At 70.8% G+C, this 12,700-nt stretch carries 12 protein-coding genes; 6 read left to right on the top strand and 6 right to left on the bottom strand.

All coding sequences use genetic code 11. The annotated features are described in order from the left end of the window. Nucleotides 1-31 precede the first annotated feature (31 nt). Nucleotides 32-1,762 carry a ubiquinone-dependent pyruvate dehydrogenase gene (gene poxB / locus AC3IF1_RS11665; protein ID WP_489217652.1) on the bottom strand — a complete coding sequence of 577 codons (1,731 nt, stop codon included), beginning with the start codon at nucleotides 1,760-1,762 and terminating at the stop codon, nucleotides 32-34. A gap of 227 nt (nucleotides 1,763-1,989) precedes the next feature. On the opposite strand from poxB, the gene AC3IF1_RS11660 reads away from it, so the two are divergent. Together AC3IF1_RS11660 and AC3IF1_RS11655 are read left to right on the top strand one after the other, a co-directional pair. Further along, nucleotides 1,990-2,379, top strand: a complete 390-nt coding sequence (locus AC3IF1_RS11660; protein ID WP_243973901.1) for a DUF2267 domain-containing protein — start codon at nucleotides 1,990-1,992, stop codon at nucleotides 2,377-2,379. 175 nt (nucleotides 2,380-2,554) lie between these two features. Beyond that, nucleotides 2,555-2,773, top strand: coding sequence for a hypothetical protein (locus AC3IF1_RS11655; RefSeq protein ID WP_243973900.1), 219 nt, complete (start codon nucleotides 2,555-2,557; stop codon nucleotides 2,771-2,773). A gap of 12 nt (nucleotides 2,774-2,785) precedes the next feature. Here AC3IF1_RS11655 and AC3IF1_RS11650 read toward each other — a convergent pair whose 3' ends face one another. Both AC3IF1_RS11650 and AC3IF1_RS11645 read right to left on the bottom strand, forming a co-directional pair. Further along, a complete protein-coding gene (locus AC3IF1_RS11650; protein ID WP_489217651.1) occupies nucleotides 2,786-3,679 on the bottom strand; it encodes a hypothetical protein in 894 nt (297 codons plus the stop codon). A gap of 84 nt (nucleotides 3,680-3,763) precedes the next feature. Beyond that, entirely contained in the window at nucleotides 3,764-5,833 is a 2,070-nt protein-coding gene (locus tag AC3IF1_RS11645; protein ID WP_489217650.1) for a M3 family metallopeptidase, read from the bottom strand. Between the two features lie 148 nt (nucleotides 5,834-5,981). On the opposite strand from AC3IF1_RS11645, the gene AC3IF1_RS11640 reads away from it, so the two are divergent. The 3 genes from AC3IF1_RS11640 (at nucleotide 5,982) to AC3IF1_RS11630 (ending at nucleotide 8,715) form a co-directional block, all read left to right on the top strand. Further along, nucleotides 5,982-6,893, top strand: coding sequence for an extensin-like domain-containing protein (locus AC3IF1_RS11640; protein WP_489217649.1), 912 nt, complete (start codon nucleotides 5,982-5,984; stop codon nucleotides 6,891-6,893). Between the two features lie 122 nt (nucleotides 6,894-7,015). Then, nucleotides 7,016-8,068: a L,D-transpeptidase family protein gene (locus tag AC3IF1_RS11635; protein ID WP_489217648.1), complete on the top strand. Its 1,053-nt coding sequence runs from the start codon at nucleotides 7,016-7,018 to the stop codon at nucleotides 8,066-8,068. A 257-nt stretch (nucleotides 8,069-8,325) separates the two neighbouring features. Next, nucleotides 8,326-8,715, top strand: coding sequence for a response regulator (locus tag AC3IF1_RS11630; protein ID WP_243973895.1), 390 nt, complete (start codon nucleotides 8,326-8,328; stop codon nucleotides 8,713-8,715). Between the two features lie 27 nt (nucleotides 8,716-8,742). On the opposite strand, the gene AC3IF1_RS11625 is transcribed toward AC3IF1_RS11630, so the two are convergent. Further along, nucleotides 8,743-9,132 (bottom strand): YraN family protein, encoded by a 390-nt coding sequence (locus AC3IF1_RS11625; protein WP_489217647.1) that lies wholly within the window; start codon nucleotides 9,130-9,132, stop codon nucleotides 8,743-8,745. Continuing rightward, a complete protein-coding gene (rsmI, locus tag AC3IF1_RS11620; protein ID WP_489217646.1) occupies nucleotides 9,129-10,100 on the bottom strand; it encodes a 16S rRNA (cytidine(1402)-2'-O)-methyltransferase in 972 nt (323 codons plus the stop codon). The genes AC3IF1_RS11625 and rsmI overlap by 4 nt, the downstream gene beginning before the upstream one ends. A gap of 135 nt (nucleotides 10,101-10,235) precedes the next feature. Here rsmI and AC3IF1_RS11615 point away from each other — a divergent pair, with 135 nt between their 5' ends. Then, nucleotides 10,236-11,504 carry a penicillin-binding protein activator gene (locus AC3IF1_RS11615; protein ID WP_489217645.1) on the top strand — a complete coding sequence of 423 codons (1,269 nt, stop codon included), beginning with the start codon at nucleotides 10,236-10,238 and terminating at the stop codon, nucleotides 11,502-11,504. On the opposite strand, the gene hemW is transcribed toward AC3IF1_RS11615, so the two are convergent. Beyond that, a complete protein-coding gene (hemW, locus tag AC3IF1_RS11610) occupies nucleotides 11,505-12,680 on the bottom strand; it encodes a radical SAM family heme chaperone HemW (RefSeq protein WP_489217644.1) in 1,176 nt (391 codons plus the stop codon). Nucleotides 12,681-12,700: the final 20 nt, after the last annotated feature.

Below are 12,700 nucleotides of genomic sequence, written 5' to 3'. Positions count from 1 at the left end.
CCTGGAACGGTTCGAGACTGATCGGGAGGGTCTATCGGATGAGGTTGGTCTTGGCGAGGTCGAGGACCGCGTCACCGCGTCCATCCATCACGGCCCGCAGCACGTAGAGGCTGAAGCCCTTGACCTGCTGCCCGTCGATCTTGGGGGGCATCGCCAGCTCGTTGCGGGCGGTGCGCACGTCGAGGAGGGCGGGACCGTCGAAGGCCAGGAACTTGCGCACCGCGTCGGGCAGCTCGGCCGGATCCTCGACCCGCAGGCCGAAGATGCCGGCCGCCCGGGACATCGCGGCGAAATCCGGGTTGTCGAGGGCGACGCCGGTCTCGATGTAGCCGGCGGCCTTCATCTCGAGTTCGACGAAGCCGAGGGTGCCGTTGTTGAACACCACGACCTTGAGCGGCAGGCGGTGCTGCCGCAGGGTCAGGAAATCGCCCATCAGCATCGCGAAGCCGCCGTCGCCGCAGAGGGCGATGACCTGCCGGTCCGGCTGCGCCGCCTGGACGCCGATCCCCTGCGACAGGGCGTTGGCCATGGAGCCGTGGACCCAGGAGCCGAGCAGCCGCCGCCGCCCGTTCATGGTGAGGTAGCGCGCTGCCCAGATCGTCGGCGTGCCGACATCAGCGGTGAAGACGGCATCGTCCGAAGCCGCCTCGCTGATCGTCCGGGCGAGGTATTGCGGGTGCAGCGGACCGCCGGGCTTGCCCGTGGCGAGTTCGTCCAGGCCGGCGCGCGCCTTCGCGTAATGCTGCAGACTGGCATCCAGGAAGGCGCGGTCGGCCTTGGGCTTCAGACGCGGCAGCAGCGCCCGCAGCGTCGCCCCGATATCACCCACGAGGCCGAGTTCGATCCGGCAGCGCCGGCCGAGCTCGGACGGGCGCAGGTCGACCTGCGCAACCTTCGCGTCATGCGGGTAGAACTGCTTGTAGGGGAAGCCTGTACCGAGCATCAGCAGGGTGTCGCAGGACATCATGGCCGCGTAGCCCGACGAGAAGCCGATCAGGCCGGTCATGCCGACATCGTAGGGGTTGTCGAATTCGACGCATTCCTTGCCGCCCAGCGCGTGGACGATCGGGCTCTTGAGCGCCTCCGCGAGCTGGAGCAGCTCGGCATGGGCGCCGGCGCAACCGCGTCCGCACAGGAGGGTGACGCGCTTGCCGGCATTGAGCATCGCCGCCAGGGCGTCGAGTTCCGGGTCCGCGGGCCGTACCACCGGCTTGGCGGGGATCAGCCCGGCCCGCGGCGTCAGGGCACGCTTGGGCGCCTCGCGCAGGGCGACGTCCCCCGGCAGGACGATCACCGCGACGCCCTGCTCGCCGACCGCGGCGCGAATCGCGTTTTCCAGCACGAAGGGCATCTGGGCCGGGTCGGAGACCAGCTCGCAATAATGGCTGCAGTCGCGGAACAGCTCGGTCGGCTTCGTCTCCTGGAAGTAGCCCGAACCGACCTCGGCCGACGGAATGTGGGCGGCGATCGCCAGGACCGGGGTGCGGCTGCGATGGGCGTCGTAGAGGCCGTTGATCAGGTGCAGGTTGCCCGGGCCGCAGGAGCCCGCGCAGACCGCGAGCGCCCCGGTGATCTGCGCCTCGGCGGCCGCCGCGAAGGCCGCGGCCTCCTCGTGGCGCGTGTGGATCCAGCCGATGCGTCCCCGGGCGCGCAGCGCCTCGGTGATGCCGTTCAGACTGTCGCCGACAACGCCGTAAATGCGGGCGACACCCGCCTCCTGGAGCGTCTCGGCGACGACGTCGGCGACGTTGTTGATACGCATGATTCGGCTCCGCCATCGCGCCGGGTGCGGCAACTTGGTCCGGGGCGCTGGTAAGTCATCCGCCGCCGCCGGGATAGGGGGCGCGCCGCGGGTCCGACCCGCCGAGGCGGCGGCGGGGGGCGGCCCGCGGCACCACCGAGACTTCCCCGGGAAAGCCCGCCGCGCGCTTGATTTCCGCAGCCCCAGAGTCGAAGGACGTCTGGAAACGTTCCGAAGAGATCATCGTCATGGAAGAACTGCTGGCCCGCGTCACCGCCCGGACTGGGCTCGACGCCGCGACCGCACAGACCGCCGTCGGGCACATCCTCGCCTTCCTGCAGAAGGAAGGGCCCGAGAGCGAGGTCAACCAGCTGCTGGCGGCGCTGCCGGGATCCGATTCGCTGATCGCCGAGTCCAATGCCGGCGAGAGCGGCGGCGGCCTGATGGGCATGCTCGGCGGCATGATGGGCGGCGGCGGCGTCATGGCGCTCGGCCAGAAGCTGATGGCGGCCGGCGTGCCGATGGGTCAGATGCAGCCGCTCGGTCAGGAGCTGTTCGCGTTCGGCCGCGAGAAGGTCGGCGAGGACGCCATGGGACCGATCATCGGTTCGATCCCGGGGCTCAACCAGTTCGTCTGATCCCGCGCCGCGTGTGCGGCGCCGCACTGTCATCGGGCACGGCCCGGACGATCGTGAAAAAACAGTTTCCGGGCGAAAGCTTGACGGAACCTGTCAACGCGATCCCCGTTATTTGGGGTGCGGTCGGCAAGGGTGCCTTAAACGACCTGCGCGACCGCGATCCAGCAGGCCGGCCATGCCCGTGTTCGAAGCGAAGAACCTGGACAGCGCGTTCGAGGGCCAAGCGCTCCTCGCCGCGATCCTGCATCCGACGCGCGCTGCCCAGACCCGCGCGTTGCGCCACGGCCGCCGTCGCGCCGAGCGTGCATCCTCGATGGCCGATCCGATGACGCTCGAGCCGCGATTCCCGATCGCCGCCGACAGCCTGACGCCGAGCCCCTGCCCGTCGCGCTGATGGGCGCGACCGCTACCAGGGCTGCGGCGTGACCAGGCCCTGACGGGTCACCACCACCCAATCCCGTCCGCGGCGCTCGACACCTTCGACGCGGCCGAAACCCGGCAGTACCTCTCCGGGCCCGATCTCCAGGAGCCGGTGCCGGCGATTCTCGAGGATCGCCATGCCGTCATAGACGTCACGGACAGCCCACCCGTCGATCACCGGGGTCTTCTCGACGGCCAGCGCCTTCGGTTTCGCATCGGCCGGCTTGATATCCGCGAGGCGCGCTTCGGTGATCTTCGCATCGCCAGCCTTCGGCTCCACGCTCCGCGTCTCGGCGAGGCTTCCGGTCTGGGTCGGCTCGGCCTTCGCGACCGGGGTCACCGGGGGCACCCGCCGCTCGATCTGGGCCGCCAGCCCGGCGATGCGGACGTTCTGCTCCCGCTCGACCTGTTCGAGACGCTCGCCGAGGGCCATGGTCTTGGCCGCGAGGGTCTTGTCGAGCTGCGCGAGGCGCTCGCTCAAGGCGCCGCTGCGGGCGGTCGCCTCTTTGCGGGCGGTGTCGGTGGATGCGCGCAGATCGGCGAGGACCTGATGGAGTTGTGCGATGTCGCTGCCGAGCCGCGCGGTCTCGGTCCGACCGGCGTCCAGCGTGGTGCTGAGCGCCAGGACAGCGTCGTTGGGCAGGGCGGCCGACCGGGTCGCGGCGATGACGCCGCCGCCCAGCAGCGCGCCCAGCGCCAGGCAGGCCCCCGGGATCGCGAGCCTGCGCAGGTCGATCCGCGCCAGCGCCTCCCGAGCCGCGCGCTTTCTGGTGCGCGGCTCGGACGTCGCGGTCTCGCCGCCCGCATCCGCCTGGCCGGTCACCACGGCCTTGAGCAGATCGGCCGGCGACACGGCCGGCGTGGTTTCGCTCTTGGTCATCGCCCCGAACTCCGCGCGCAGAACCTCACTGCAAGCGTTCGTTAAGGACGTTTGTTTACGAAACCCTTACCGCGGCGCGATCGCTCACGCCGCCAGGCCACGCTTCTTCAGCAGGGGTTCGATGCTCGGCATCCGTCCGCGGAAGGCCGTGTAGGCCTCGCGCGGATCGCGCAGGTTGCCGGCCCCGTAGACGAATTGGCGCAGGCGTTTGGCCGTCTCCGGATCGAAGATGTCGCCGGCCTCGCGGAAGGCATCGAAGGCGTCGGCGTCCAGCACCTCCGACCAGAGATAGCTGTAATAGCCGGCGGCATAGCCGTCTCCCGAGAAGATATGGGCGAAATGCGGCGTCCGGTGCCGCATGCTGATCTCGGCCGGCATGCCGATCCGGCGCAGCGCCTCGGCCTCGAAGGCGGGCACGTCGAGCCCCGCTTCCCCTTCGGCCGAGAGGTGCAGCGTCATGTCGACGATCGCCGACGACGTGTATTCCACGGTGGCAAAGCCCTGGTTGAAGGTGCGCGCGGCCAGGAGCTTCTGCAGCAGCGTGTCCGGCATCGGCTCCCCGGTCCGGTGATGGCGGGCGTGTGTCCGCAGGACCTCGGGCTGCTCCAGCCAGTGCTCGTAGAGCTGAGACGGCAGTTCCACGAAGTCGCGGGCGACCGCGGTGCCGGACAGAAGCGGGTAGGTCACGTCCGACAGGAGGCCGTGCAGGGCATGGCCGAACTCGTGGAACAGGGTGCGCGCGTCGTCGAAGGACAGAAGCGTGCTCTCCCCCTCGGGCGCCTTGGCGAAGTTCATCACGTTGACGATGATCGGCGTGATCGGTCCGTTCAGCCGCTCCTGCGAGCGGAAGGCGCTCATCCAGGCGCCGGACCGCTTCGAGGCCCGGGCGAAGTAGTCGCCCAGGAACAGCCCGACCTCGGACCCGTCCGGGTTGCCGACCCGCCAGACCCGCACGTCGGGATGGTAGCGCGGCACGTCGGACAGTTCTTCGAAGGTCAGGCCGAACAGCCGCGCAGCCGTGTCGAACGACGCCTCGATCATCCGGTCGAGGGGCAGATAGGCCTTGATCTCGCTCTCATCGAGATCGTGCTCGGTGCGCCGCACCTTCTCGGCGTAGTGGCGCCAATCATGCGCCTGGAGGGTGAAGTTGTGGCCCTCGGCCTGGATCGCGGCCTGGAGCCGGTCGCGCTCGTCGCCCGCCCGGGCCCGGGCCGGTGTCCAGACGTCGCGCAGGAGCCCCGTGGCGGCGTCGGGGCTCGCCGCCATCGTGTCGTCGAGGGCGAAATGCGCGAAGCTCTCGAAGCCCAGCAGGCGCGCCCGCTCGGCGCGCAACCGGATGATCTCGGCGGCGACCGCGCGGTTGTCGGTCTCGCCGCCGTTCTCCCCGCGGCGGGTCCAGGCCGCGTAGGCGCGCTCGCGCAGGTCGCGACGGGTGGAGCAGACGAGGAACGGCTCGATCAGCGAGCGGGAGAGGGTGATGACATGGCCGTCCAGACCCCGTTCCTCCGCGGCGCTCCGGGTAGCGGCGCGTAGGAACGGCGGCAGGCCGGCCAGATCCGCCTCGGCTTGGAGCGGCAGCGTGAAGCTGCTCTCGTCGGCCAGGAGGTTCTGGCTGAATTGGGTGCCGAGTTCGGACATCCGCGCCGCGATCTCTGCGATGCGCGCCTTGGCCTCGGGCTCGAGATCCGCGCCCGCCCGTCGGAAGCGGATCCGGTAGCGGTCGAGCACGCGGCGCTCCTCGGGACCCAGGCCCTCGGCCTCCACCGCCGAGATGCGCGCCCAGAGCTTCGGATCGAGGTAGATCGCGCTGCCGTGGCGGGCGAGTTTCGGCCCGATCTCACGCTCGATCGCCTGGAGTTCCGGGTTCGTGTGGCTGCCAGTCAGGTTGTAGAACACCCCGGCGACCCGATCGAGGGCCTGGCCCGCCCGCTCCATGGCCACCACCGTGTTGGCGAAGGTCGCAGGCGCCGTCTCGCCGGTGATCGCCTCGATCTCGCCGGCATGGGCGGCGAGCGCCGCCTCGAAGGCCGGGAGGTAGTGATCCGACCGGATCCGCTCGAAGGGCGGGATCCCATAGGGCGTCGTCCAGTGCGCCTCGCGGAAGGGATTGTCCTGCGGCAGGCTCGGGAGCCCGGCTTCAGCTGCGTCCGGCATTCGGTCCTCGGATCCATCCATGCAATGGCGCGTCCCGCCGTCACGGTCGTGCAGACAGTGGTCCGTTCGGCGCATCCGTCAACCGCGCCGGCGATCCGAATGCCCGCTCGCTCGTTTGCTAGGACCAATGCCCACGCTTCGAGGCCCCATGCCGGGACGTCTTCCGCCGATCCGCCGACCGTCGATCCCGCTGGTGCGGGGGATCCTCGCCGCGGCGCTCGCACTGCTCCTCCCCGCCCCGGGTCGGGCGGCCGAGACCCCGGCGGCCACCGTTCCGGTGCCGCCGCCCCTGCCGCCGGAACGGCCGGACGCGCTGAAGCCGCCCGCCGCCGTGGAGACGGCCGCGCCGACGCCACCGGCGCGGCCTCCGGACCTGACGCCCGCCGACGCAACCAGGGTTCCGGCATCGGAGAAGGCCCCGGAGACGGGCAAGCCCGAGATCCCGACACCGCCGCCCACGCCGCCGGGGCGGCCGCCGGAACTTTCCGGCGAGGCCGTCCTGGCGCTCAAGGTCGCCCCCCCGGACGACACGGCCTGCCGGATGCGCCTCAAACGGCTCGGGGTCGACTTCGAGCCGCTGGCACCGATCGCCGAGGGTCAGTGCACCGCACCTTTGCCGCTCAAGGTCACCCGGCTCGCCGACGGCGTCGCGCTGCCGCAGGGGGCGACGCTGACGTGCCGCACCGCCGAAGCCCTGGCGCGCTGGGTCACGGAGGTTCAGGTCGAGGCCGACCGGACGCTCAAGCACGGGCTGACCGGGCTCGAACTCGGCGGCTCCTACATGTGTCGGGGCCAGAACCATGACCTCGACGCCAAGCTGAGCGAGCACGCCTTCGCCAACGCCGTCGACGTGATGGGCTTCACCCTCTCGGGCCGCGCCAGCATCCCGGTGAAGGCGTTGCCGGACGGTTCCGACGAGGCCGCGTTCCTGACCGCCGTCCGCGGTAAGGCCTGCGCCTTCTTCCGGACGGTCCTGGGACCGGGGACGAACGCGGCCCACGCCAATCACTTTCACCTCGACCAGCGCGAGCGCACGGCCGGTCACCGCCTCTGCGAGTAAGGTCGTGGAACGTTCGTGCAGGCGCAGCATTTCAGCGGGGAGCGCCTACGCTTGCGGAGATCACGACGTCGATGAACCCGAGACCTTGGCGTCCCGTTTGCGCGGTTGTGCTGCTCACTTGCATGGCTGCACAGGCTGCAGCTGCCCCGAAGGCCGCACAGGGCGACGCGAAAACGTCCGCCCTCACCGTTGAAGCCGTCAACGCGGCTGCCCTGGCGCCGCAGGCGGATGAAAAATCGAGCGACAAGACGTCCGCCGCGAAGACGAAGAAGGCAGAGAGCGGCGACGAGAAGCCGGATCCGCTGATCGTCAAGGCGCAGGTGCTGCTCGATCGGGCGCATTTCTATCCCGGCGCCATCGATGGCCTGACGGGCGACAATTACCGGCGCGCCCTGGCGGCGTTCGCGGTGGCACAGGGTCTGTCCGCCACGGAGAAACTGACGCCGGAGGTCTGGGACAAGCTTCAAGCCACCAGCGACAAGCCGGCGGTGACGGACTACACGATCACGGACGCCGACGCTGCGGGTCCGTATATCGACAAGATCCCGCCCAAGATGGAACAGCAGGCTGACCTGAAGGCGCTCAGCTACACGAACCCGCGGGAGATGCTGGCCGAGCGGTTCCATATGGGGCGCGCCCTGGTCACGGCCCTCAACCCGGACAAGCCCCTCGACAAGGCCGGCACGACGATCACGGTCGCGGCGGTGGACCCGATGGGCACCGACAAGCTGAAGGGGAAGGATCTCCCCCAGGATCCCAAGGTTGAGCGTGTCGAGGTCGATAAGCAGAGCCGGGATGTGCGCGCCTTCGGCGCGGACGGGAAGTTGCTCGCCTACTATCCCGCTTCGATCGGCAGTACCGAGAAGCCGGCGCCGAGCGGCGACACCAAGGTCAAGGGTGTCGCCTTCGATCCGGACTACACCTACAATCCGAAATACGCGTTCAAGGGCGTGAAGACGCAGCACAAATTCACGATCCAGTCCGGGCCGAACAACCCGGTGGGCCTCGTCTGGATCGATCTCGCCATCCCGAGCTATGGGATCCACGGGACCCCCGAGCCCGAGAAGGTCGGGAAGACCGAGTCGCATGGCTGCATCCGTCTGACCAACTGGAACGCCCGGGACCTCGCCGCCCACGTCGCGCGCGGGGCGAAGGTCAGCTTCAAGGACGATTGACCTCCGCAACGGTCGGCCAGCCACGGCTGGCCGCCAAAATGTATCATCAGTTAACATTCCGGTCGCCAATGGCTACGGAACGGCTCGGGAACGCTTGACACGTTGCTCGTAACGGGCGACGCCAAAGGCCACCTCGGGAACCGTTTGTCATGGCTGTGTTGCGTTTTTAAAGACGCCGAGCATGCGGTTTCTGAGAGGCAGACAAGCGAACGGTTTGGTCCCCGATCCGGGGGCGCTCGAAGGGAAGACGGCGCGGCGTGATTGCTGACCCCAACGACGATATTCTCAACGGCGTCCGCGTGCTCGTCGTGGAGGATGAGGCCGCGATCTCGATGTTGCTCGAGGACATGCTGCTCGATTTCGGCTGCGCCGTGGTCGGTCCGGCCGCACGCTTGTCCTCCGCGCTGGAAATGGCGTCGCAGGAGGTGTTCGAGGTCGCGATCCTCGACGTGAACGTGGCCGGCGAGCCGATCTATCCGGTGGCCGAGGCGATCGCCAAGCGCGATCTGCCGCTGGTCTTCTCCACGGGCTACGGCGGCGCCGGCATCCGCGAGCCGTTCCGTGACCGGCCTGTGGTGCAGAAGCCGTTCAGCCAGGCCGAATTGAAGCGCACGCTGATCGGCGCCATCCGGGCCGCCCGCGACTGAGACCCGCTCCGCTCCGCCCGGGTCGCCTCACAACCCCTCGATCGGGAAGGCGTCGGCCACGTGGGCCGGCCATCCCCGGGCGCCGACGAACACGGCATCGGCCCGGAACGTCATCCCGGCTGACCAGGAATTTCGGCCGATCCAGGACCTGACCGCCCGGGAGAAGCGGCGCCTCTTGACCGCGTCGATCGCCTCGCGAGCGTCCTCGCGCCGGGGACGGGCCTTCACCTCCACGAAGGCGATGGTGGTCCAGCGCTGGACGACGAGGTCGATCTCGCCCCCCGCGAGGCTGATGCGCCGTCCGATCGGCCAGTAGCCCTTGAGCATCAGCGCCGCCAGAGCCAGCCACTCGGCGCGATGGCCGCGCCGGTAGGCGGCGCGGCGTCGGACGGCCTGGTCCGGCCGCGTCGCGCTCACCCCTCGCTCCGCGCCAGGACGAGCGCCCGCGCGTAGATGAGCCGCCGGGGCTGCCCGGTCTGATCGGCCACGAGGCTCGCGGCGTCCTTGATCGAGTGGCGTTCGAGCGCCGTCCGGAGCAGCGCGTCGAGGGCGGTATCGTCCTCCGCGGTCCGCTCCGGCGTCGTGGCCGCGCCGATGATGACCACGATCTCGCCCTTCGGCGCCCCGTCCTGCGCGAAGCGCTCGCTCAGGGCCCCCAACGTGTCGCGCCGGATGGTCTCGTAGAACTTGGTCAGCTCCCGGGTCACCGCGGCCGGCCGGTCCGGCCCGAGCACCGCAGCGGCGTCGGAGAGCATCTCCGGGAGCCGGTGCGGCGACTCGAACAGGACGAGCGTGCCCGGGACCCGGGTCAACGCCTCCAGGCGGTTGCGCCGGGCGCCGGCCTTCTGCGGCAGGAACCCCTCGAAGAAGAAACGGTCGGTCGGCAGGCCCGCCGCCACCAGGGCGGTCATGACGGCGGACGGACCGGGCACCGGCGTGATTGCGATGCCCGCCGCGATGGCGGCCTGAACCAGCTTGTAGCCGGGATCCGAGACGAGGGGGGTGCCCGCATCCGAGACCAGGGCCAGCGCCTCGCCGGCGCGCAGTCTTGCGACCATCCGCTCGCGCACCGCGTCGTTGGAATGCTCGTGATAGGCCAGCAGCGGCGTCGTGATGCCGTAATGGGCCAGCAGCGTCCGCGTGACGCGCGTGTCCTCGGCGAGCACCGCATCCGCGGCCGCCAGGGTGGCGAGCGCGCGGATGGTTATGTCGCGCAGGTTGCCGATGGGCGTCGCCACGATGTGCAGGCCGGGCGCCACTGGTTCGGCCTCGCTGGCCAGCCCGAAGGCCGTGAACGTGAGGGCCCGCGGGCGGTCGCCGCCCGGCTTCTGAGCAGGGGGTCTCATCGGAGCGGCTTGCCCCTGGGCATCGAATCGACGGGTCATGATCGGCGATCTTGCCACACTGGACGGCTCTCGTCGCGTCGAAGCCGCGCCGCCGGGGGCAAGTCCCGGTCCGCGCGTTTACATTTCCCGGGCCTGCCATCACGGTGGCGTGGCCTGCCCGAAGGAGACCGCGCCATGGCGTGCCCGATCGGCGCGCCGGACCGTCTCGTGCGCGTCACCGCCTTGAGCGTCGTGCTCCTCGGCGCGCTTCTGCCCCTCGGCGGCTGCCTCGGCGACGGCGTCGCCCGGCGCAGGCCGCCGCCGCAGGCCGCCGCCTTGGCTCCACCCGTCGAAGTGCCGCAGGGGTTGCCGGATGCGGCACCGACGATCCCGACACCGATCGCGGCAGCCGGACAGCGGATCGGGACCGGATCCGTGAAGGTCGCCCTCGTCCTGCCGCTCAACGGACAGGGGGCGGCGGTGGGCACCGCCATGCGCAACGCCGCTCAGCTGGCCTATGACGAGGCGCAGCAGCCCGACCTGACGATCCTGGTGGAGGACGACCGCGGCAGCCCGGACGGCGCCCGGGACGGGACCCAGGACGCCCTGCGACAGGGCGCGGAGATCGTCCTGGGTCCCGTCTTTGCCGGCAGCGTCCAGGCCGCCGCCGCGGCGGCGAAGGCGATGGGCAAGCCGGTGATCGGTTTCTCCACCGACGTGACCGTGGCGGCCCGCGGCGTCTACCTCCTGAGTTTCCTGCCGCAGCCGGAGGTGGACAGGGTGGTCGAGGAATCGGTGGCGGGGGGCAAGCGCTCCTTCGCGGCGCTGATCCCCGAGACCGCCTACGGAAACGCCGTGGAGGCGGCCTTCCGCGAGACCGTAGCGCGCCGGGGCGCCCGGGTCGCGGCGGTGGAGCGCTACCCGGCGGGCAGTCCGGGCCAAGCGGTGGAGCGGCTGGCGCGGGTGATCACCGGTCCCGCAGCTACCGCCGACGCGCTGTTCATCCCGGAGACGGCCGACGCCCTGCCGGCGGTCGCGGCGGCACTGACCAAGGCCGGCTTCTCCCCGGCCCGGGTGCGGCCCATCGGGACGGCGTTGTGGAACGAGCCGGCGCTCTTCGCCCTGCCGGCGCTCCAGGGCGGCCGCTTCGCCGGGCCGGACCGCGCGGGGTTCTCCGCCTTCAGCGGGCGCTACCAGACCCGCTTCGGCGCGGTGCCGCCGCGCGTCGCGTCCCTGGCCTACGACGCCGTGATGCTCGCCGCGGCCCTCGCGCGGCAATACGGCTCGCAGCGCTTCGCCGAGGCGACGCTGACCAATGCGGCGGGCTTCGCCGGGATCGACGGCACCTTCCGCTTCCGGCCCGACGGGCAGAGCGAGCGGGCGCTGGCGGTCTACGAGATCCGCAACAACGCCGCGACCCTGGTCAGCCCGGCCCCGCGGGTGCTGGCCAAGCCCGGGATCTGATCAGCCGGCGAGCTCGGCCACGATCGCGTTGAGGACCGGCGCGCCCCGCGCCGTGGCGGCGATGCGTCCGCCGGGTCGCCGCTCCAGCATACCGTCGCCCACCAGCATGCCGATGCGGTTGCCGTTGAGCGGCCGGCCCTTGAGGGCGGCGTAGCGGTCCGGATCGATCCCCTCGCGCAGGCGCAGGCCCATCACCAGGAATTCGTCGGCCTGATCGACGGCCGAGAGCGTTTCGGTCTCGGCGATGCCGTGGCCGTCGCGTTCGACCCGGGTGAGCCACGCCTCCGGCGCGCGCTCGGTCACGGTGCCGATCCGTCCGGCCGCGGTGACGAGGCGGCCGTGCGCCCCGGGGCCGATGCCGGCATACTCGCCGTAGCGCCAGTAGAGCAGGTTGTGGCGCGACTCGGCGCCGGGCCGCGCGTGGTTCGAGATCTCGTAGGCCGACAGGCCGGCCCGGGAACAGAGATCCTGCGTGACGTCGTAGAGGGCCCGGCCGATCTCGTCGTCCGGAACCACGAGCTTCCCGGCCGCCGCGAGACCGTGGAACGGCGTGCCGGGCTCGATGGTGAGCTGGTAGAGCGACAGGTGCTCGCCGGCCAGCGCGAGGGCCTGACCGAGTTCGTCCCGCCAGAGCGCGGGGGTCTGGCCGGGCCGGGCATAGATCAGGTCGAAGGAGGTGCGCGCGAAGACGGCCTGCGCGACCCGGATCGCGTCGAGGGCCTGCGCCACGTCGTGCAGCCGGCCAAGGGTCCTCAGGGACGCGTCGTCGAGCGCCTGCACGCCGAGGGAGACCCGGTTGACCCCGGCCGCGCGGTAGCCGTGGAAGCGGGCGGCCTCGACGCTCGACGGATTGGCTTCGAGGGTGATCTCCGCGTCCGGCGCCACCGGCCATCGTGCCGCCACCGCGTCGAGCAGCCCCGCGACGGTCGCCGGCCGCATCAGCGAGGGGGTGCCGCCCCCGAGGAAGATGCTGGTGACGGTCCGGCCGGGCGTCCGGCCGGCCATATGGGCGATCTCGGCCCGGAAGGCGTCGAGGAAGCGCGGTTCGTCCACGCCTCCGTGCCGGACGTGGCTGTTGAAGTCGCAATAGGGGCACTTCGCGGCGCAGAAGGGCCAGTGCAGGTAGATCCCGAAACCCGCATCGCGGGTCGGGTGGTCCGGGCCGGTCGTTCGCATGATCGCCGGGATGTGCGCGC

The organism is Methylobacterium sp. E-012 (assembly GCF_057836545.1).
The sequence above is the reverse complement of the archived record's forward strand: the minus strand, read 5'-3'. Positions and strand labels throughout refer to the sequence as shown.

What these genes read in the sequence shown, in the direction of transcription:
- poxB (WP_489217652.1), bottom strand. Translation starts at nt 1,762, where the DNA reads ATGCGTATCAACAACGTCGCCGACGTCGTCGCCGAGACGCTCCAGGAG.
- AC3IF1_RS11660 (WP_243973901.1), top strand. Translation starts at nt 1,990, where the DNA reads ATGGAAGAACTGCTGGCCCGCGTCACCGCCCGGACTGGGCTCGACGCC.
- AC3IF1_RS11655 (WP_243973900.1), top strand. Translation starts at nt 2,555, where the DNA reads ATGCCCGTGTTCGAAGCGAAGAACCTGGACAGCGCGTTCGAGGGCCAA.
- AC3IF1_RS11650 (WP_489217651.1), bottom strand. Translation starts at nt 3,679, where the DNA reads ATGACCAAGAGCGAAACCACGCCGGCCGTGTCGCCGGCCGATCTGCTC.
- AC3IF1_RS11645 (WP_489217650.1), bottom strand. Translation starts at nt 5,833, where the DNA reads ATGCCGGACGCAGCTGAAGCCGGGCTCCCGAGCCTGCCGCAGGACAAT.
- AC3IF1_RS11640 (WP_489217649.1), top strand. Translation starts at nt 5,982, where the DNA reads ATGCCGGGACGTCTTCCGCCGATCCGCCGACCGTCGATCCCGCTGGTG.
- AC3IF1_RS11635 (WP_489217648.1), top strand. Translation starts at nt 7,016, where the DNA reads ATGGCTGCACAGGCTGCAGCTGCCCCGAAGGCCGCACAGGGCGACGCG.
- rsmI (WP_489217646.1), bottom strand. Translation starts at nt 10,100, where the DNA reads ATGACCCGTCGATTCGATGCCCAGGGGCAAGCCGCTCCGATGAGACCC.
- AC3IF1_RS11615 (WP_489217645.1), top strand. Translation starts at nt 10,236, where the DNA reads ATGGCGTGCCCGATCGGCGCGCCGGACCGTCTCGTGCGCGTCACCGCC.
- hemW (WP_489217644.1), bottom strand. Translation starts at nt 12,680, where the DNA reads ATGCGAACGACCGGCCCGGACCACCCGACCCGCGATGCGGGTTTCGGG.